This window comes from Micromonospora sp. GCM10011542, from assembly GCF_042650685.1.
Lineage (GTDB): Bacteria > Actinomycetota > Actinomycetes > Mycobacteriales > Micromonosporaceae > Micromonospora.
Window position 1 is genome coordinate 357,271 of record NZ_JBHSBO010000040.1, and the last position, 19,530, is coordinate 376,800.

At 71.7% G+C, this 19,530-nt stretch carries 15 protein-coding genes; 7 read left to right on the forward strand and 8 right to left on the reverse strand.

The features are described 5' to 3' along the window. Positions 1-176: 176 nt before the first annotated feature. Complete coding sequence (locus ACFOW4_RS15045; RefSeq protein WP_377528007.1) at positions 177-4,226, forward strand: ThuA domain-containing protein; 4,050 nt, start codon at positions 177-179, stop codon at positions 4,224-4,226. A 55-nt stretch (positions 4,227-4,281) separates the two neighbouring features. Here the strand turns inward: ACFOW4_RS15045 and ACFOW4_RS15050 are convergent, their stop codons facing one another. Together ACFOW4_RS15050 and ACFOW4_RS15055 are read right to left on the reverse strand one after the other, a co-directional pair. After that, positions 4,282-4,716 carry a hypothetical protein gene (locus ACFOW4_RS15050; protein ID WP_377528009.1) on the reverse strand — a complete coding sequence of 145 codons (435 nt, stop codon included), beginning with the start codon at positions 4,714-4,716 and terminating at the stop codon, positions 4,282-4,284. Between the two features lie 127 nt (positions 4,717-4,843). Continuing rightward, positions 4,844-5,368 (reverse strand): GNAT family N-acetyltransferase, encoded by a 525-nt coding sequence (locus ACFOW4_RS15055; RefSeq protein WP_377528011.1) that lies wholly within the window; start codon positions 5,366-5,368, stop codon positions 4,844-4,846. A 101-nt stretch (positions 5,369-5,469) separates the two neighbouring features. Here ACFOW4_RS15055 and ACFOW4_RS15060 point away from each other — a divergent pair, with 101 nt between their 5' ends. Further along, on the forward strand, positions 5,470-6,489 hold the full coding sequence (locus tag ACFOW4_RS15060; protein ID WP_377528013.1) for an alpha/beta hydrolase: 1,020 nt from the start codon (positions 5,470-5,472) through the stop codon (positions 6,487-6,489). A gap of 91 nt (positions 6,490-6,580) precedes the next feature. Here the strand turns inward: ACFOW4_RS15060 and ACFOW4_RS15065 are convergent, their stop codons facing one another. After that, complete coding sequence (locus ACFOW4_RS15065) at positions 6,581-7,186, reverse strand: hemerythrin domain-containing protein (protein ID WP_377528015.1); 606 nt, start codon at positions 7,184-7,186, stop codon at positions 6,581-6,583. A gap of 87 nt (positions 7,187-7,273) precedes the next feature. Here ACFOW4_RS15065 and ACFOW4_RS15070 point away from each other — a divergent pair, with 87 nt between their 5' ends. The 4 genes from ACFOW4_RS15070 to ACFOW4_RS15085 all read left to right on the forward strand — a co-directional run bounded on the left by ACFOW4_RS15070 (position 7,274) and on the right by ACFOW4_RS15085 (position 12,109). After that, positions 7,274-7,927 (forward strand): TetR/AcrR family transcriptional regulator, encoded by a 654-nt coding sequence (locus ACFOW4_RS15070; protein WP_377528017.1) that lies wholly within the window; start codon positions 7,274-7,276, stop codon positions 7,925-7,927. Positions 7,928-8,025: 98 nt separating this feature from the next. After that, positions 8,026-9,216, forward strand: coding sequence for a D-alanyl-D-alanine carboxypeptidase family protein (locus ACFOW4_RS15075; RefSeq protein ID WP_377528186.1), 1,191 nt, complete (start codon positions 8,026-8,028; stop codon positions 9,214-9,216). 79 nt (positions 9,217-9,295) lie between these two features. Next, entirely contained in the window at positions 9,296-9,745 is a 450-nt protein-coding gene (locus ACFOW4_RS15080) for a hypothetical protein (RefSeq protein WP_377528019.1), read from the forward strand. 261 nt (positions 9,746-10,006) lie between these two features. Next, complete coding sequence (locus tag ACFOW4_RS15085) at positions 10,007-12,109, forward strand: heavy metal translocating P-type ATPase (RefSeq protein ID WP_377528188.1); 2,103 nt, start codon at positions 10,007-10,009, stop codon at positions 12,107-12,109. Positions 12,110-12,134: 25 nt separating this feature from the next. Here the strand turns inward: ACFOW4_RS15085 and ACFOW4_RS15090 are convergent, their stop codons facing one another. From ACFOW4_RS15090 to ACFOW4_RS15105, 4 genes are all read right to left on the reverse strand, one after another. Continuing rightward, positions 12,135-13,157 carry a DUF4331 family protein gene (locus ACFOW4_RS15090; protein ID WP_377528021.1) on the reverse strand — a complete coding sequence of 341 codons (1,023 nt, stop codon included), beginning with the start codon at positions 13,155-13,157 and terminating at the stop codon, positions 12,135-12,137. Positions 13,158-13,298: 141 nt separating this feature from the next. After that, positions 13,299-13,886, reverse strand: coding sequence for a TetR/AcrR family transcriptional regulator (locus ACFOW4_RS15095; RefSeq protein ID WP_377528023.1), 588 nt, complete (start codon positions 13,884-13,886; stop codon positions 13,299-13,301). A gap of 13 nt (positions 13,887-13,899) precedes the next feature. After that, entirely contained in the window at positions 13,900-14,541 is a 642-nt protein-coding gene (locus ACFOW4_RS15100) for a hypothetical protein (protein ID WP_377528025.1), read from the reverse strand. Beyond that, positions 14,538-16,979 carry a PEP/pyruvate-binding domain-containing protein gene (locus tag ACFOW4_RS15105; protein WP_377528027.1) on the reverse strand — a complete coding sequence of 814 codons (2,442 nt, stop codon included), beginning with the start codon at positions 16,977-16,979 and terminating at the stop codon, positions 14,538-14,540. Before ACFOW4_RS15105 ends, ACFOW4_RS15100 begins: the two co-directional genes overlap by 4 nt. Before the next feature lie 416 nt (positions 16,980-17,395). Here ACFOW4_RS15105 and ACFOW4_RS15110 point away from each other — a divergent pair, with 416 nt between their 5' ends. After that, complete coding sequence (locus ACFOW4_RS15110) at positions 17,396-18,973, forward strand: DHA2 family efflux MFS transporter permease subunit (RefSeq protein WP_377528029.1); 1,578 nt, start codon at positions 17,396-17,398, stop codon at positions 18,971-18,973. 93 nt (positions 18,974-19,066) lie between these two features. On the opposite strand, the gene ACFOW4_RS15115 is transcribed toward ACFOW4_RS15110, so the two are convergent. After that, on the reverse strand, positions 19,067-19,528 hold the full coding sequence (locus ACFOW4_RS15115) for a DUF5709 domain-containing protein (protein ID WP_377528031.1): 462 nt from the start codon (positions 19,526-19,528) through the stop codon (positions 19,067-19,069). Positions 19,529-19,530: the final 2 nt, after the last annotated feature.

The following is a 19,530-nucleotide window of genomic DNA, read 5'->3' on the forward strand; positions in this document are numbered from 1 at the left end:
CGGGACCCCGCACCCACGGCGGGTTCCCCAGCCATCCACCAGTCCACCGCAACGTCCCGCACCCACCCCAGCCCGCCCGGGCGCCGCCGGTGATCCCACGCACCGGTGTCCGGTCGATCCCGGCACGACGCTCGGCAGCACATGTCCGCCACATCCCCACCTGAAGAGGAGTCGAGATGGCTCAAGGACGCCATTTCCGGTTATCCCGCTGGGTCGGACGACGGCAGAGGTCCGACTCGACGGCCACCGCACCACCACCGGCCCGACGGCGGGGCCTGCGCCGCGCCGGTGCCCTCGCGTCGAGCGCCGCGCTGGCCCTCGGCGTGCTGGGCCTGCCCGCTCAGGCCGCGAGCCCGACCCCGGTCCGGGCCGCCGCCGCCGAGGCCGCCGCGGCGGTCAAGGTCCTGGTGTTCCACGGTCCGGTGGCCCAGCAGGACGACCCGGTCAACCGGGCCGTCACCGCGATCCGGGGCCTCGGAGCGGAGCACGGGTTCTCCGTCGACGACTCCAGCGACCCGGGTGTCTTCACCTTCGGCAACCTGGCCCGCTACCGGGGCGTGGTGTTCCTCTCCGCCAACGGGGTGACGCTCAACGACGCCCAGGAGGCGGCGTTCCAGGCGTACGTCAAGGGTGGCGGTGGATTCGTCGGCGTGCACGACGCCGCCCGCGCGCAGCCCAGTTCGGCCTGGTTCACCGGCCTCATCGGCACCCGGCCGGCCGCCAGCCTGCCGAACGCCGAGAAGCCCGTCTCCGCCACGGCGAGCGCCGAGAACGCGCCGAACGAGACCGCAGCGAAGGCGATCGACGGGTCGACCGGCACCAAGTGGCTCACCTTCAACCCCACCGGCTGGCTCGCGGCGAAGCTGTCCAAGCCGGTCGTGGTGAGCCGCTACGCGCTGACCTCGGCCAACGACTTCCCCGGTCGGGACCCGAAGAACTGGACCCTGCAGGGCTCCTCGGACGGCACCACCTGGACCGACCTGGACACCCGCAGCGGGGAGAGCTTCCCGCAGCGGTTCCAGACCAAGCAGTACAGCTTCACCAACACCACGGCGTACCAGCACTACCGGCTGAACATCACGGCCAACGGCGGTGAGCCGCTGATCCAGCTCGCCGAGCTGTGGCTGATCGGCCCGGACGCGGGTCCGGCGCCGGACACCACCGTGCAGCAGGCCGTGGTGGACTTCACCGACCGCCAGCACCCGGCGAACAAGGGGCAGCCGCTGACCGCGACCCGCTCCGACCAGTGGATCAACTGGGACCCGAGCCCGACCGGCCGGGTGCACACCCTCGCCCAGGTCGAGGAGGGCACCTACAACCCCGGGCTGAGCGGCAACGGCTCGTTCCACCCGATCTCCTGGTGCCAGGACTACGACGGTGGCCGGTCCTTCTACACCGGGATGGGCCGCACCGAGGCGAGCTGGACCAGCGACACGAAGTTCCAGAGCCACCTGGTCGGCGCCATCCAGTGGACCACCGGCATGGTGCGCGGCGACTGCCAGGCGACCATCGCGTCCAACTACCGCATCGAGCGGCTCACCACCACCAACCAGCCGGGGCAGCTCGACCAGATCGGCGAGCCGCACGGCCTGACCGTCGCACCGGACGGCAAGGTGTTCTACATCGGCAAGGCGGCCTGCCCGTCCGGGCCGATCGCCAGCTGGGACGACCCCAAGGTCGGCCTCGGCTGCGGCACGATCCACCAGTGGGACCCGAAGACCAAGCAGGCCAAGCTGCTCACCACCCTTCCGGTGATGGGCAACCGGGGCAGCGGCAGCGAGCTGGTCAAGAACGAGGAGGGTCTGGTCGGCATCACGCTGGACCCGAAGTTCGCCCAGAACGGCTGGGTCTACGTCTACTGGATGCCGCACGAGTCGATCGACCGGGACCGGCGGATCGGCCAACGGACCGTCTCCCGGTTCACCTACGACGCGGCGAAGCAGTCCCTCGACCAGGGCACCCGCAAGGACCTGCTGCACTGGGACACGCAGATCCACAGCTGCTGCCACGCGGGCGGCGGGATGACCTTCGACGAATCCGGCAACCTCTACATCGGTTCCGGTGACAGCAACTCCTCCGGCGGCTCGAACGGCTACGCCGGCAACAACTGGACGCAGGACTACAAGGGCACCTCGTTCCAGGACGCCCGGCGTACCGCCGGTAACACCAACGACCTGAACGGCAAGATCCTGCGCATCCACCCGGAGCCCGACGGCACGTACACCGTGCCCACCGGCAACCTGTTCACCGGCAAGGAGGAGGGCGGCGGCAAGACCCGCCCGGAGATCTACGTGATGGGCGTGCGCAACATCGCGCGAATCGCCTGGGACCCGGTCAACGACTGGCTCACCGCCGCGTGGGTCGGGCCGGACGCCGGTGGCCCGGACCCGGAGCTCGGCCCGGCCAAGTACGAGACGGCGACGATCATCAAGTCCGCCGGCAACCAGGGCTGGCCGTACTGCATGGGCAACCGGCAGCCCTACCGCGACCGCAGCAACACCGACGCGACCGTGCTGACCGGCTGGTACGACTGCGACAACCTGAAGAACACCTCGCCGCGCAACACCGGTCTGGTCAACCTCCCGCCGGTGCGGGACAACATGATCTGGTACTCGCCGCAGGGCGGTGGCCCGGTCTTCCCGAAGCGCAACGACGGCAGCGGCCTGCCGACGTACAAGCCCGGTGACGAGAAGTTCACCGAGCCGTACCTCAAGGGCGGCGGGCAGGCCATCATGGACGGCCCGACCTACCAGCGGGAGAACGTCGACACCGCCAGCGGCGTGGCCTGGCCGGCGTACTGGGACAACAAGTGGTTCATCGGTGACCAGTCGAACGCCAACAACCGGATCGCGGTCACCGTCGACCCGACCAAGGTCGACAGCCACGGACCACCGGCCTTCGCCGAGGACCTGCGCAGCATCATCCGCTCGGGCAGCGGCGGCACCCAGCTCCAGTCCTGGATGGACGCCAAGTTCGGCCCCGACGGCGCCCTGTACATGCTCGACTACGCCGGCGGCTTCTTCAGCCTGCACCCCAACCAGAAGCTGATCCGGATCGCCTACCAGGGCGGCCCGGCGACGCCGAACCCGAACGACGCCACGGCGCGGGCGGTGGCGCAGAGCAACCCGAAGACGATCGCCTTCTCCAGCGCCCGGACCGGCGGCGTGAAGTGGGAGTGGAACTTCGGTGACGGCAGCGCGCCGTCACACGAGGCGAATCCCACCCACACCTACGCCGACTACGGCACCTACCAGGCCACGGTGAAGGTCACCTACGCCAACGGTGAGGTCGCCACCGGCACCGTCCAGGTCGTCGTCGGGTGCGCTGCGCCCGACGGCCGCAAGACGGTGCGGATGCTCGACACCGACACCGGCGTGGCCAACCGCCAGGCCGGCGGTGGCTGCACCATCAACGACCTGATCGACGACGAGCGCATGTGGTCCAACCACGGCCAGTTCGTCAGCCACGTCAGCGACGTGGTCAACGACCTGCGGGCCGACGGCGTCGTCGACAACCGCGAGGCGCAGACGCTGAGCAGGGCGGCGGCGCAGTCGGCGATCGGCAAGGTCGGCGGCTACCAGCCCATCTTCGACGGGACGGCGGCTGCGCTCGCCGACTGGCGGCAGGCACCGGGCGGATCGTTCGCGCTGCGGCCGGACGGGTCACTGCGCAGCTCCGGTGGGCTGGGCATGCTCTGGTACGCCAAGGACGAGTTCGCGGACTTCTCCCTGCGGATGAAGTTCCGGGACGTCTCGCCCGAGGGCACCTTCGCCAACAGTGGCGCCTTCGTCCGGTTCCCGGACCCGCGGACGCCGCTGGCCGAGCGGCCCGCGGGCAGTTGCGGGACGGTCGGGTCGGCGCAGAGCTCGCAGGCCTGGGTCGCGATCTACTGCGGTCACGAAATCCAGATCTACGACGGGCCCACCGGTGAGCCGCAGAAGACCGGGTCGATCTACAACTTCGACCCGGTCGGGCTCGACCAGGCCGGGGTGACCCCGAAGGGCACCTGGAACGACTACGAGATCCGGGTGGTCGGCCAGCACTACACGATCACCCGGAACGGTGTGGTGATCAACGAGTTCGACAACACCCCGGGCAAGGCGTCGTCCCGGGCCGGTGACCCGCCCACGGACCTGCGACAGTTCCTCAGCGGGTTCATCGGGTTGCAGAACCACGGCACCAACGACCTGATCGAGATCCGCGACGTCAGGGTCCGCGAGCTGTAGGCGGAGGCGGTGCCGGGTACGGGGGAGACCCTCCGTACCCGGCACTGCCGTCTGTTCAGGCCTTGCGCGCCGTACGTCGGTTGTCGAACGACTCCATGGTGGTCGCCTTCTTGCCCGGCACCTTGGTGCCGGACGTGACTCGGGCCCGGCTCGGCGTGGTCTTCTTCGCGGGTGCCTTCTTCGCCGCGGCCTTCGTCGCGGGTGCCTTCTTCGGCGGGGCGTTCTTCGCGGCGACCGCCTTCGCCGTCGGCCTGCGGGTGGGCGTGGCCGTGGTGGCGGAGGTGTCCTTCTTCCGCGCGACGCGGGCCGTGGTCGCCGTGGGTTTCTCGCCGGGACTCTTGGCCACACTCGCGCCGGTGGCCCGCTTCGTGGCGGCGGCGACCTTCTTCGCCGCCGCCTTCCGGGGCATCGGAGCCTTCTTCGCCCCGGTGGACTTGCGGGCCCCGGGCGGTCGGCTGCCCGCCGGGACGGCATTCCTGCCTGCGGTCATCCTCGCTCCTCCTCGGGTCTGCCCGGCATCGTCAGCATCGCCGGGCCACGGGCATGGCGGGTACGGGCCCGCCCGGCCCGGTCGGCCGGGTCTTCCCCCGCCTCCGCCCGGCAAACGGCGAACGGGGCTAGACCTGCACCCAGTACCGCCGGACCAGACCGAGTTCGGTGTCCCGGACGTCCTCGAGGACGCCGCCGTGGTGCTCGATGGTCTTCGCCGAGGCGACGTTGTCGACCGCGCAGGTGATCAGCACCCGGTCCAGGCCGACGCCTTTCGCCTCCCCGAGCATGCGGCCCAGTGCCCAGGTGGCCAGTCCGCGTCCGCGCGCGGAGGGCCGGATGCCGTAGCCGATGTGACCGGCGACGCGCAGGAGGAAGTCGTCCAGTTCGTGTCGCAGGGCGATTCCACCGACCACCCGGTCGCCCTCCACGATCCACCGGTACGTGCAGCGCACCAGACCCGCGTCCAGCGGCTGTGCCGGATCCGACTCGTCGGCCAGCCGGGCCACCCAGGCCGCGAACCCGGCCGGGGTGTCCACCTCGTCGGCTGGCCGCAGCCCGAAACCGTCCTCGTGCGGGCCGGGACCCCATTCGCGATGTGCCTCGAGCCAGGCGGCGTGCAGACCGGTGGTGGGCGCGACGAGTTCCGGCACCCGGCGACGATAGCCGTCCGGGCCACCGCCGGTGGTGTGACACAGCGGACATGTGCGCCCGCCCGGTGAATAGATCACGAGCCCGGCCGTTGCAATGACCCGTGGAACTGTTCGGTGCGCCCCACTCTGTCCTCGGTTACTGCCTCGTCGTTCTCGTCGGCCTGCTGACGCTGCTCGGGACGGCCGCCGCCGTGCTCCTCCTGTGGCCGTTGCGCCACCGTGCGTTGCGCGACGCGCCGGCCCGATCACTGGACTTCACCGCCGCCACCCGGGCCGCCGAAGCCGTCATCGCCGCCGAGGCGGCGGATCCACAGGTACGGCCGGAATGCCGGAGTCGCCTGCTGAGCCACGGCACCCGTACCGGCCGGGTCGTCCTGCTGTTGCACGGCTACACCCTCGGCCCGGACCAGTACGACCGGCTGGCCCGGGAGTTCTTCAGCCGCGGCTACAACGTCTGGATCCCGCGGGCGCCCCGTCACGGCATGGTCGACCGGCGGGCCCACCACGGGGTCGAGGCCGGTGAGTTGACCGCGTACGCCGCCGAGGCGGTGAACGTCGCGGCGGGGCTGGGAGACGAGGTGGGGGTCGTCGGGATCTCCGGCGGAGCGGTGCTGGCCACCTGGCTGGCCCAGTTCCGTGGCGACGTGGTGCGGCGCCTGCTCCTGCTGTCACCATTCTTCGGCCCGGACCCGAGTCAGGCGCCGGCGTTCGCCGTCAGGCCGCTCATCGCGCTGTACGGACGCGGCGTCCTCCCGGACCGGATCAACTCTCGCGGCTACTCGTTCGCCGCGGTCAGCCAGTACCTGAGGATCGTGCGTAACCTCCCGGACCCACCGCGCCGCACCGGCCTGCGCACGGCGGCGGTCGCGATCAGCCCGCTCGACGGGGTGGTGGACCGCACGCAGGCGATGGCCCTGCCCCGGCGGATCGCCGCGGCGAACGGGATCCCCCTGGGTTCCTGGACACTGCCGGAGTCGTCGGGCGTCCGCCACGACATCCTCGCCACCGCCTCGCTGGGCGGCGGCGGATCCGAGTTCCACCGGCGATACGTCGCACTCTACGAAGGGGACGTGGAGGCACTCTCCGGACCTCCCGCCCCATTCCTACCGGGTACGCGGTGAGGTCGGTGGTGGCGGGGCATGCCGCGCTCCCCGGGCCGGCGGCCCCGGCGGCGGGGCGGAGCTGAGCCCCACCCCTGTTCTCGTCCGTCGGTCAGGCGGCGCCGAGCGCCGCGAAGGCCTCCTCGGCCTGCTTGCGCATCATCGGGACGAGGCCCCGCACCGGCTCGGGCAGCCCGGCCAGGAGCATCTCCACCTCGGCGGGGGTGGCGACCCGGTCGAAGAAGCCGATCGCGAGGTGCGCGGCCTCGGGCGGGGCGGTCGCCATGACCTGTGCGGAGAACTCGTCCCAGGCCTGCTCGGTGACGTGCGCGCGCAGGGCCGGGAACAGGATCGGCTCCTCGTGCTCGAGGTGGCGGTGGACGATGTCCCGGAGGGCCTGGGCCGCCGTCGCCAGCTCGGCACCGTCGAGGGGCGCCGCCTCGAGCTCGTCGAGCACGCGATCGAGCGTCTCGTGCTCCTCGCTGAGCTCGGCCAGTGGCGTGGAGACGCCCGGCGCGGCCTGCTCGATGAGCGGCCACAGGATGTGGTCCTCGGTCTCGTGGTGGTGATGAAGGTTCTTGACCAGGAAGGTCCGTAGCTCGTCCACGGCGGAGAGGTCCGCCGAGGCACGCCCGGCGGCGTCGGCGAGCAGGGTGGTGGCCATCCGGTGCACGTCGTGGACGACCCGGGTCTCCACGACGGCCTTGGTTTCTGACATGGGGAAAACCCTATTGGCTATAGGGACCTATAGCCAATATGAGCGCCGTTGGTGCAACGGATCACACGCTCGATAGCATTCCGCCTCGTGGGAGCCAGCAGGTATCACTCGCCGCGCCGGGCTGACGCGGCGGCGGCGACCAGGTCCGCGATCCTCGCGGCGGGTCGCGCGCTCTTCATGAGCAACGGGTACGCGGCGACCACCGTGCCGCAGATCGCCCGGTGCGCCGGTGTCGCCGTACCGACCGTCTACACCAGCACCGGGGGGAAGGCGGACATCCTGGCGGCGTTGCTCGAGCCGGTGGTGCACGACCCGGCCGTCGGCGAGACGCTGGCCGCCGTCACGACGCGCGAGGACGCCGTCGAGATCATGTCCCTGCTGGGTGAGGGGGTGCGGCTGACCCACGAACGGCACTGGGACGTCATCTCCGACCTGTTTCCGCAGAGCCGGTCCGAGCCGGCCGCCGCGGCGGTCTACGACCGGATCGTGCTCGCCTACCAGCAGTCCCTGGGTGTCGTGGCCGACCGGCTCGCCGCGCTCGGGGCGCTGCGTCCGGGCCTGAGCCGCGAGGACGCACTCGACCTGCTCTGGTTCTATCTGGGCGAGACAGCGTGGACCGCGCTCGTACGGGACCGGGGCTGGACGCTGGAGCGGGCCCGGGACTGGCTCACCGCCTCCGCCACCGCCGCGCTGCTCCCGGAGAGCGGCGAATCACGTACGCCAACGATGGGGGGCCAATGAGTCAGGTGTATCGGTCCAGCAACGCGATGACGACCGGGAGCGGCCAGCCGGCGCCGGCCAGACGGCGGCCCCGCCGTCTGCGGTCGCTGGTGAGCGCGATGGTGGCGGTCCTGCTGCTCGGCGCCGTGCTGCTCGTCGTGGCGCCCCTGCGGCACCCGCTGCCGCTGCCGACCGTCGCGCCCGTGCTGCCCGCCTCCATGACCATCCCCGGTGAACCGCCGGCGCTGCCGTGGCCCCGATCCGGCCAGGCGGCCGTCACGGTCGACGGGTTGGGCACCCTGGGCACCTCCGGCGGCACCGCCGCGGTGCCGATCGCGAGCGTCACGAAGGTGATGACCGCGTACGTGGTGTTGACCGACCACCCCCTCAAGGTCGGTGAGCAAGGCCCGACGCTGACCGTCAGCGCCCGACAGGCTGCCGCGTACCCGCAGGAACAGGCGCGCGGTGAGTCTCTGGTGCGCGTCACCGCCGGCGCGGTCTTCACCGAGCGACAGGCGTTGCAGGCCGTGTTGCTGCCGTCGGCGAACAACATGGCGAGGATTCTCGCCGCCTGGGACGCGGGCAGCGTCGACGCGTTCGTCGCGAAGATGAACGCCACGGCCGCCGCGCTGGGCATGTCGAAGACCCGCTACACCGATCCGTCCGGCCTCGATCCGGACACCGTCAGCACGGCGGTCGACCAGGTGATCCTGGCGCGCAAGGCGATGGCGTTGCCCGCGTTCGCGGAGATCGTGGCACAGCGGGAGGCGACGCTTCCGGTGGCCGGAACGGTGAAGAACTACAACACGCTGGTCGGCAAGGACGGCGTCGTCGGGGTCAAGACCGGCTCCACGGACGAGGCCGGCGGCTGCCTGGTCTGGGCCGCGGTGGTGCGGGTCGGCTCGGTGCGGCTCACCATCGTCGGCGCGGTGCTCGGCCAGCCCGGGGCGCACACCCCCGAGCAGTTGACGGCGGTGTTCAAGGCGAGTCGCTCGCTGGTCCGGGCGGCCACCGCCGCGCTCGACGTGCAAACGGTCGTACGGGCCGGGCAGGCCGTGGCGGCGGTGCGCGGTCCGATCGGCACCGGTACGACGATCAGCGCCGACGGCCAACTCGACGTGATCGGGTGGCCGGGGATGGTCGTCCGGCTCACCGCCGACATCCCGCCCGTGCCAGCGCGACTCGCGGCGGGCGCCGAACACGGTCGGCTCACCGCGGTCGCCGGCGACCGCCCTCCGGTCGAGACGGCGCTGCGCAGCGGTGCGCTGGCGCCGCCGAGCACCTGGAGCCGCCTGAAGGCCCATCGCTGAACGAGGTGGCGCACCGCGGGTGCCGGTTCTCGTTCCACGGTGGGAAGTGTTGTGGTCGGCCGGGCCTACCATCGCGGCCATGACGTACGAGCCGATGCTGGTGCCCGCGCCCAAGCCCCACCGGACAACCCGCACGGTCCTGATCGTCGTCGCCGCGGTGCTGGCGGTGTGCTGTCTGGGTGGTGCCTGCGGCGGGTTCTGGCTCTATCGCACCTACACCAACAATGCCGGGCCGGCCCGCGACGCGACCGCGGCGTACCTCGACGACGTGCTCGCCGGCGACTACCAGGGCGCCTACGGCCAACTGTGTGGCAGGGTGCGCAACGCCACCTCGCAGGAGGAGTTCACCCGGATCCAGTCGGCGCAGTTGAAGATGACGAGCTACAAGATCGACGGGGTTTACGTCTCCAACACCAACGGCAGGGTGAGCGCGACGGTCACCGTTCGGATGGTCCAGGAGACCGGCGCGACGTTCACCAACACCTTCACCCTGGTCAAGGAGAGCGGGGAGTGGCACCCCTGCCAGTGACCGTGTGGGGCGCCGCCCGGCAGATCGGGGTTCGGCGGACGAGACGCACGGTGATAGCTAGCGTTGGCGGTGGCAGCGGTCGGCCGCCGCTGATCCTGCGCGCGCCCTGAGCCGGCGGCCGCGAGCATTCCGCCCGCCGGCGCGGATCGGCGTTCCGAGTGATCCACGGGACATCGACGAGCCTGGACGGGATATACCCCCCGGGGGTATGTTGACGGTGAGGAGGCGATGACGATGTCGCACGAACACCAGCACCATCAGATGGCCGGGGTGCACACCGGCGCCCCCGCGGACCAGCAGTCGCGCGACGACGGCCGGGCCGGCCACGGTCAGCACGCCGGGCACGACCCGCACGGGGGGCATGACAAGCACGCCGGGCACGACCCGGAGATGTTCCGCCGCAAGTTCTGGCTGAGCCTGGCGTTGACCGTGCCGATCGTCGCGACCAGTCACATGGTGATGGACTGGTTCGGCTACCGGCTCGACTTCCCTGGCATCGACTGGGTGGGCCCGGTGCTGGGCACGGTGGTGTTCGCCTACGGCGGCTGGCCGTTCCTGCAGGGCGCGCTGCGCGAGATCCGCGACCGGGCCCCGGGGATGATGCTGCTCATCGCGATGGCCATCACGGTCGCCTACGTGGCGTCGCTGGCCACCGCGGTGGGCGCGTTCGACCTCGACTTCTGGTGGGAACTGGCCGCCCTGGTCACCATCATGCTCCTCGGGCACTGGCAGGAGATGAAGGCCATCGGGCAGGCGCAGGGCGCGTTGTCGGCGCTCGCGGCGCTGCTGCCCGACGACGCCGAGCGGCTCGACCCGGACGGCCGGCCGCAGCGGGTGGCGGTGGCCGACCTGCGCGTCGGCGACCTGGTCCTCGTGCGCCCGGGCGGTCGGGTGCCCGCCGACGGGCGGATCGGCGACGGCGGCGCCGAGATGGACGAGTCGATGATCACCGGTGAGTCGCGGCCGGTGTCCCGCTCGACCGGTGACCGGGTGGTGGCCGGCACGGTCGCCACCGACGCGGCGATCCGGGTCCGGATCGAGGCCGTCGGCGAGGACACCGCACTGGCCGGCATCCAACGCCTGGTCGCGCAGGCCCAGCGCTCCAGCGGTCGGGCGCAGGTCCTCGCCGACCGGTTCGCGGCCTGGCTGTTCTACATCGCCACCGCCACCGCCGTGGCGACGGTGCTGACCTGGACGCTGATCGGCAACCTCGACGAGGCGGTGGTACGCACCGTCACCGTGCTGGTGATCGCCTGCCCCCATGCGCTCGGCCTGGCCATCCCGCTGGTGATCGCGCTGTCCACCGCGGTCGCCGCCAAGGGCGGCATCCTGGTCAAGGACCGCCTCGCGTTGGAGCGGATGCGCACCGTCGACGCGGTGCTGTTCGACAAGACCGGCACCCTGACCCGCGGTGAGCACGTCGTCGCCGGCGTCGCCGGCAGCGGTGGCGTCAGCGATGACGAGGTCCTCGCCCTGGCGGCGGCGGTCGAGGCCGACAGCGAACACCCGCTGGCCCGCGCCATCGTCGCCACCGCGGCCCAGCACGGCGCCGCCCGCCGCGCCACCGGCTTCCGCTCCCTGACCGGCCGAGGGGTCCGGGCCGACATCGACGGCGTCGAGTACGCCGTCGGGGGGCCGGCGCTGCTGCGCGAGTGGCACGTGGACGCTCCGACCGACCTGGCCGGCCGGCAGGAGCAGTGGTCGCGCCGTGGCGCGGCCGTGCTGCACCTGCTGCGCCTGCGCGGCGACCAGGCCACGGTCCTCGGCGCCCTGGCCCTGGAGGACCAGGTCCGCCCCGAGGCTCGGCAGGCCATCGCCGAGCTGCGCCAGCAGGGCATCCGCAAGATCGTGATGATCACCGGTGACGCGCGGCCGGTGGCCGAGGCGGTCGCCGCCGATCTCGGGTTCCGACCCGGCGAGGACGAGGTGTTCGCCGAGGTCCTGCCCGCCGACAAGGACGAGGCGGTCGGTGAGCTGCAACGCAGGGGCCTGCGGGTGGCGATGGTCGGCGACGGCGTGAACGACGCTCCCGCCCTGGCCCGCGCCGACGTCGGCATCGCCATCGGCGCCGGCACCGACGTCGCCATCGAGTCCGCCGGGGTCGTGCTCGCCTCCTCCGACCCGCGCGGGGTCACCGGTGTGATCCGGCTGTCCCGCGCCTCCTACCGCAAGATGATCCAGAACCTGGCCTGGGCCGCCGGCTACAACGTGGTCGCCCTGCCGCTCGCCGCCGGCGTGCTCGCCTGGGCCGGGGTGGCGCTCAGCCCGGCGGTCGCAGCGGTGCTCATGTCGGCCTCCACCATCGTGGTCGCGCTCAACGCCCAGCTCCTGCGACGCGTGCGACTGCGGCCCGCGAACGACTGATGGTGCGGGTCGGTGGCGGCAGCGGTCAGGCCGGCACGACGTACGGGAAGGTGCTGGAGCGGGCGTCCTTGGTAACGTCCGGGGTGAGGCCCGAGGTCATGGCGGTGTTCAGCACCAGGGCGAACATCACCTCCGGCGCGTTGTCGAACATGGTGCGCCCGTTGCGGACCGCGAAGCCGTAGTTCGCCGGTGTCCCGATCCGGTACGACAGCACGTCGGGATAGACCTGCCGGGCCACGCTCCAGCCGTACGCCTGCGGATCGGGTGCGGTGCCGTTCGCCGCCACGACCCCGGCGACCGCCGAGGCGATCTCCTGGCCGTCCTCCTTCAGGTCGTTACTGGGGTGCCGGACGTTGGCCGGGTTGGTGAAGTCGGTGTCGGTGGGCCAGAAGATCGGCCACATCATGGGGTGGCCGGCGCGGTTGATCGGCCGCCAGCCCCCGGCGTCGGTCGCCAGTTTGGTGCCGCACCAGACACCGATCTCCGTGCCGTCGGGCAGCAGCGGCTCGTCCTTGGCGATCTCCAGGACGATCGACTCGACCGTCGTGCCGGCGAAGCTGTTCTTCGCGTTCTCGGGCCGCCACGCCGACCGGTCCACCTTCGCGCCGTTCATGACGGCGGCGTTCACGATCGCCAGCTGGTCGAGGTCGATGTAGAACGGGTCGGTGATCCGGCCGGCCCAGATCCGCAGGTTGTCGCCGCTCACCACCTCGCCGGTCTGTCCCTGGGCGAGAAGTGTGCCGGTCGCGCCGTCGTCGCGCGCGTCCGCGCCGGTGAGCGCGTGCAGGGTCAGCGTCTGCTTTCCGGCGCCGTCCGGCTCCCCGAAAGCCACCCGGTAGGTCAACTCCTCGAGATCCGCGCCGTTGAAGTGAATCTTGAACTCGTACCGTGCCTCGGCGTGGAAGCCGCGCTTGATGTCGGCCTTCGTCACCGAGCTGTTGACGTCCATGACGAACACGGTTCCGCGTTCGCCGTCGAAGACGAACAGATCGTCGGTGAAGAGCTGGCCGCTCTGTGCGGCGAGTGGGGTGTCGAGATGATGCGACATCTGCTCACTTCCGGTCGTGCGGACGTTATGGACTTTTCAGAACATAGCGGTCGCGGGCCGGCTGCTCGCGTCATCGGCTGAATTCCCCCGGCCTTTGACGTCAGGTGGGGTGCGGCGGCGGATCCCGCCGCCGCACCCGGGTCAACCAGAAGATGCGGCCGTCGAGCTGAAGAGCAGGTCGAGGTGGGCGTCCAGCGCGCTCAGGGCCTGCTCGGCGGTGTACTGCCCGCCGAGCAGGTAGACGCCCAACCCCTCCATGAGCGCCAACAGCCCGGCCGCGGCGGCGTCGGCGTCGCGAACCGGAAGGACACTGGCGATGAATCGGGTGAGCTGCGCGGTCTCCTCGTGCAGACCGGCGGCGGCCTCCGGTCGTACGGCGGTGTAGGCGAGGAACGCCAGCGCCACCCGCCCGTCGTCGCGGGACCGCTGGTCGAGCGGCAGCAGCGCCGCGATCATCGTGCGCAGCAGCAGCCGTGGAGGTGGAGCGTCGCCCAGCCGAGCCATCGCGTCGGTGACCCGGATCTGGCTGCGTTCCCGCACCACGCTGAGCGCGAACGCCATCATCTCGTCCTTGGTGCGGAAGTAGTGCTGCACCATCCCGGCCGAGACGCCGGCGGCGGCGGCGACATGGCGGAGGCTGACGGCTTCCAGGCCCTGAGCCGCGGCAACCCGCATCAACGCGTCGGCGATGAGCTCGCGTCGCTCCTGGTGATCGACCTTCTTGGGCACGGCGTCGATCGTTTCACGCGCCGCGAGCGCTGCGGAGGAAGCCGTCCGGGTCGTCGGCGTACAGTCGCAGCTCGTCGATCGGCTCGGTCGGGCCCTGCGGCAGGTCGAAGATCGTCGGCCGGCGCAGCCGGACGTCGACGCTCGTCTGGCTGCCCACCACGACGTGCAGCACCCGACGCTCGCCCTCCTCCTCGATCTGCACGGACCTGCTGGAGGGCAGCGAACGATGCCGCTTGGATATCGCCTCGATGTCCTGCCAGGGCACCCGAAGGTCGATGCCCGCGCTCAGCCGCACCCGGATGCCCGTGTCACCCACGACGTGCGGGTGCACCTTCATGCTCGCGAGGAGGCCGACCATCCACAGCAAACCCCAGATGCCGAGGACGAGCACGATCCAGCGGGCCGGCCGCCACGGCACCACGTTGGTGACGATGAGGTCGAAGATCGGGATCTCGACGGCCGACAGGCCGATGAAGATGCCGAGGATCGGCTTGACCACGCCGAGGTAGCTGAACGGGTCGTCGCCCGGGGCCAACGGCAGGGGCCGGCGCCGCGCCCACACGTACAGGCTGCGCCACATCGCGCTCTCGGTCGCGGCGGCCCGGCGCAGCAGCGGGCGGGCCTTCGCCGCGGTCGGGGTCTTCGTGTCGGTCATGGTCGCCCCCCGGCGGTCGGGTCGGCGGCGGCCGGGGGTGACACGGTGACGGTTCCGGCGGCGCCGTCGACGGTGACGAGCTGCCCGGTGCAGATCCTGCGGGTCGCGTCGGGCACACAGATGACAGCGGGGATGCCGTACTCGCGGGCCACGGTGGGGCCGTGGGCCATGACCGCACCGGTCTCGGTGACCAGCGCGGCGGCGGTGAGGAACAGCGGAGTCCACCCGGGGTCGGTGGTCGCGGCGACGAGGATCTCGCCCGGCTCGATGTGGGCCGTGGCCGGGTCGTGGACGACCCGGGCGGGGCCGGTCACCCGGCCCGCCGACGCACCCACGCCGGTGAGCGTGCCGTCGCCGGCCGGCGCCACCGGCAGTACGGTCTCGACGTCGGTGCCGTCGGACAGCAGTGCCACCGGTACGGTCGCGCGGCGCAGCTCCCGGCGGTGCACCGCCCGGCGGGCGGCGACCGTCTCGCGGTGGTCGACGCTGCGGTGCACGGCATCGTGCACCTCGTCGAGGGTCAGGAACATGATGTCGTCGGGCTGCTCCAGCAGCCCGGCGCCGGTCAGGTCGGCGCCGATGAACAACAGTTGCCGGCGCGTCTCCCGCAGCGGGTAGAGGCCGGCGAACTTACCCGCCTCGCGCAGACCGGCGAGGGACCGGGCCCGGCGCAGCAGGAACCCGGCGAGCCTGCCGCGCACCGGCCGTCGACGGCGGGCCCGCGCCACCAGCTCCCCGAGCGCGGCTTCGGCCGCCGCCGCGGCCCGGTGGAAGCGCCGGTCGGGCGCCTGCTCGGGATCGGTGACCCGCAGGTAGTTGGCGATCACCGCGAAGATCGGTGCCGGATCCTCGTCCCAGCGCGGCACACCGAGGTCGACCTCGGCGACGCCACGGTGGCCGTAGTCGCTCAGGAACTCCGCCAGCCCGAGGTCGGGCAGCGTGCCCCGCAGATACCGCGCGGCCAACTCGTCGGGTGGGGTCTCGAGCAGCAATGGGCGGTGGTCCGCCGCGCCCTGGGCGAGCCGCCAGAGCGCCAGGTCCATCTCGATGGTGACGTTGTGCGGCATCCCGCCCAGCACGGTGTGGATCTCGTGCGGGTCGGCGACGCCCTTGAGCAGTTGGGCCGGCAGCGCGGCGGCGAGCATGCCGGCCACGATGGGCCAGATGATGTCGTCGGCGCTGTCTTCCGAGTCCTGCGCCCGTACGAAGCTCAGCCGCTCGGCGGCCGTGCCCAGGTCGGCTGGGGCGACCGACCGGCGCCTGAGCTGCTCGATCGCCTCGAACATCCGCGTCCGGGCCGCGTCGGGACGCGCCAGCGCGCGCAGGATGCCCACCACCGCGCGTGCGGCGGTCCGCAGGGACTCGGCCCCCGCGGCGGCCCCGCGCCCGGTGCTGCCCTTCGTCGGAGCGAACCGCGGATCGGCGAGGATGTGCCGCATCACCGCCTGCGCCCGGGGGCCGAAGTCGACCGCCAGGAGCTTGACCAGGCGCTTGCGGGTGGCTCTGTTCCGCGCCAGGTCGGTCAGGTCACCGTAGAGGCGCCCGCCGATGTCGACGATCTCGGCGCGGATGCCGAGCGCCGCCAGCATCGCGGCGACCTGTGTGCGCAGCGTGGACATGCCCATCGGGGTGACCGGCCGCAGCATGCCCTGGACGTGGCCGAACTCCAGGTAGATGCGGGGGAGGGGCTTCCCGGTGTCCGGCGGCAGGGGGAACAGGGTGGTGATGGGGCGCGACTGCAGCAACCACAGCACGCCGTCCGCGTCGATCGCCCATTCCACGTCCTGCGGGCAGCCGAAGTGGTCCTGGAGCCGCTCACCCGTGGCCCGTAGCTGGGCCAGTTGTGCCGGCGTCAGGCAACCGGCGCTCTCCGGCGCCGCGTCGCCGAGGACGTAGTGGTCCACGGCCGCCGCGCCGTCCACCACCGTCGTGCCGAGGCCCGGCGCGGCGTCGACCAGCATCTCGGCCCGGCTGCCGGTGAGCGGGTTCGCGGTGAACAACACCCCGGCCGCCCGGGGGGCGATCATCCGTTGCACGACGACGGCCATCCGTACCGTCTCGTGGTCGATCTGGTGTGCGTCGCGGTACGCGACCGCGCGGGCGCTGTGCAGCGAGGCCCAGCACTTCTCGATCGCGGCGAGCAGCTCGGCGGCACCGGTGACGTCGAGGACGCTGTCCTGCTGTCCGGCGAAGCTCGCGTCCGGCAGGTCCTCGGCGGTCGCGCTGGAGCGCACCGCCACCGGCCCCGCACCGAGCCGCTGGTACGCGTCGACGATCTCGGCGTGCGGCAGGACGCCGAGCCGGTACGCCTCGGTGGTGACGCAGAACCCCTCGGGCACCCGCTCGCCCCGCCGGATCAGCTCACCCAGCCCGGCCGCCTTACCGCCCACCAGGTCGACCATGTCGGCGGTCAGCTCCGACAACGCGATCACGTGCATGCTGCGCCTCCCCTTTTGCAATACGGCTGCATTGCATCCCACTGTACCGGGTTTGGCAATGCAACTGCAATGTCATAAGCGGGCGACCGCTGCCCGGGGGCTCGGTCGCTGGCCGGTCCCGGGCCTCCGGCACCGTGACCAGCGGTGTCAGGCGATCGAGCAGGCGGTGCCGGGGAGGACGAACGAGGGCAGCCGGCCGGCCGGTGTCGGGCGATCGACGTTCCGACGTCCGGTTCCCGTCGTACGGCCGATCGGCCCCGCCTCGCCGGTGGCCCCTAAACCGGCGGCGAAGCGTCGGAGCCTCCGGTTAGTCTGCCTGCGCGCGTCGTCGCCACCATGCGTCGCGTCCCGCGTCCGGAGGGCGCGGCACCGCCGCCACCGCCTCCTTCGCCGGCTCAACGATTTCAGGAGAGTTTGTGACCCAGCAATCTGCCACGACACCGGACCGGCTCGACGCCGCGGTTCTCAAGGTGGCGGGCGTCGTCGTCCTCGGTGCGATCATGTCGATCCTCGACGTGACGGTGGTCAGCGTGGCGCTGCCCAAGTTCCAGAGCGAGTTCGACGCCTCCTACGCGCGCGTCGCGTGGACGATGACCGGCTACACCCTGGCGCTGGCCACGGTGATCCCGCTCAGCGGGTGGGCCGCCGACCGGTTCGGCACCAAGCGCCTCTACATGGTGGCGCTGGCCCTGTTCACGATCGGGTCCGGGCTCTGCGCCACCGCCGACTCGATCGGCGAGCTGATCGGCTACCGCGTCCTGCAGGGCCTCGGCGGTGGCATGCTCATGCCGCTCGGCATGACCATCATGACCCGGGCGGCCGGGCCGCACCGGATCGGCCGACTGATGGCCGTCCTCGGCATCCCCATGCTCCTCGGGCCGATCGGCGGGCCGATCCTCGGTGGTTGGCTGATCGACACCGCGAGCTGGCACTGGATCTTCCTGATCAACCTGCCGATCGGTGTCGTCGCGCTGATCTACGCGCAGATGGCGCTGCCGAAGGACGCGCCCGAGCCGTCGGAGTCGTTCGACTTCCTCGGCATGCTCATGCTCTCGCCGGGGCTCGCGCTCTTCCTCTACGGCGTCTCCTCGCTGCCGGAGGCGGGCACGTTCGCCGACACCGAGGTGTGGGCGCCCATGCTGGTCGGCGCCACGCTGGTGGTGGCGTTCGTGCTCTACTCCTTCAAGCCCCGCCACCCGCTGCTCGACCTGCGGCTGTTCGCCAACCGCAACCTGACCATCGCCTCGGTGACGCTGTTCGTGTTCATCATCGCGTTCATGGGCGCCGGCCTGCTGTTCCCGAGCTACTTCCTGCAGGTGCGCGGTGAGTCGACGCTGACCGCCGGCCTGCTGATGGCGCCGCAGGGCATCGGCGCGATGATCACGATGCCGATCGCCGGCACGCTGGCCGACCGGGTGCCGATCGGGCGTACGGTCCCGTTCGCGCTGGCGCTCATCGTCCTGGGGTTCTTCAGCTTCACCCAGGTCGACTCGCAGACCTCGTACCTGCTGCTGTGCGGGTCGTTGTTCGTGATGGGCCTGGGCATGGGCGGCACGATGATGCCGATCATGACCTCGGCTCTGCGGACGTTGCAGGCCCAGGAGGTGGCGCGCGGCTCCACCCTGGTCAACATCCTCCAGCAGATCGGCGGGTCGATCGGCGCCGCGGTGATGTCGGTCATCCTCACCAACGAGCTGAACGGCTCCCGGCCGATTCCCGGCCTCACCGACCCGAGCGGCGAGCCGGTCACCGAGGCCGGCCTGGCCATCGCCGCCCAGCAGCAGCCGCAGCTGGCCCAGCAGGTTCCCGACCCGTCGCTCATCGAGCGGGGGCTCGCCTTCGCCGCCAACTCGTTCGCCACCACGTTCTGGGTCGCGTTCGCGCTGGTCCTGGCCACGTTCATCCCGGCCGCCCTGCTGCCGCGTCGGCGTCAGCCGGCCCAGCGGCTCGACGACCAGGCCGACCAGGCGAAGGCGCCGGTCATCATCCACTGAGCCACCCGCCGCCGCGCTCAGCGCCCACCCGTGGTGCTGGGCGCGGCGGCGTGGCCCGGCCGGACAGGTCCGGCCCAGCCCTCGAAGCGGGCGTCAGCGCAGCGGACCGTCCCCGGGCCCGTCCGGGTCGTCGACGAGGTGCACCGCGGCTTCCTCGGCGCTGGCGGCGCCGGCGTCGATCCCGACATCCCAGGCCACCGATTCGGCCTCCCGGTCCTCGCCGAGGCCCTCGTCGTCGGCCACCAGGCGGCCCGCGCGCGCCTCGCGCTCGTAGCCCCGCCGGGTCAGCTCGTCCTCGTCGTCGACACTCTCGGCGTACGGGTCGATGTCCGGTTCCTCCTCGGCGAGCAACTGCTCCAACGACTCGCCCGCCCGCTCCTCGGCCGGCGTCGTGCCGAACCGGTTGGCGCCGGACCAGTGGTCCTCGGCGATGATGCCGGTGTCGAGCGGGTCACCCACGCGGTCGTCGTCGAGGGTGTCCGAGGCGTCCAGGACTCCATCGTCCTCGGCCACGTTCCACTCCTCGGCCGAATCCAACCTCTCGGTCTGGCTCACGG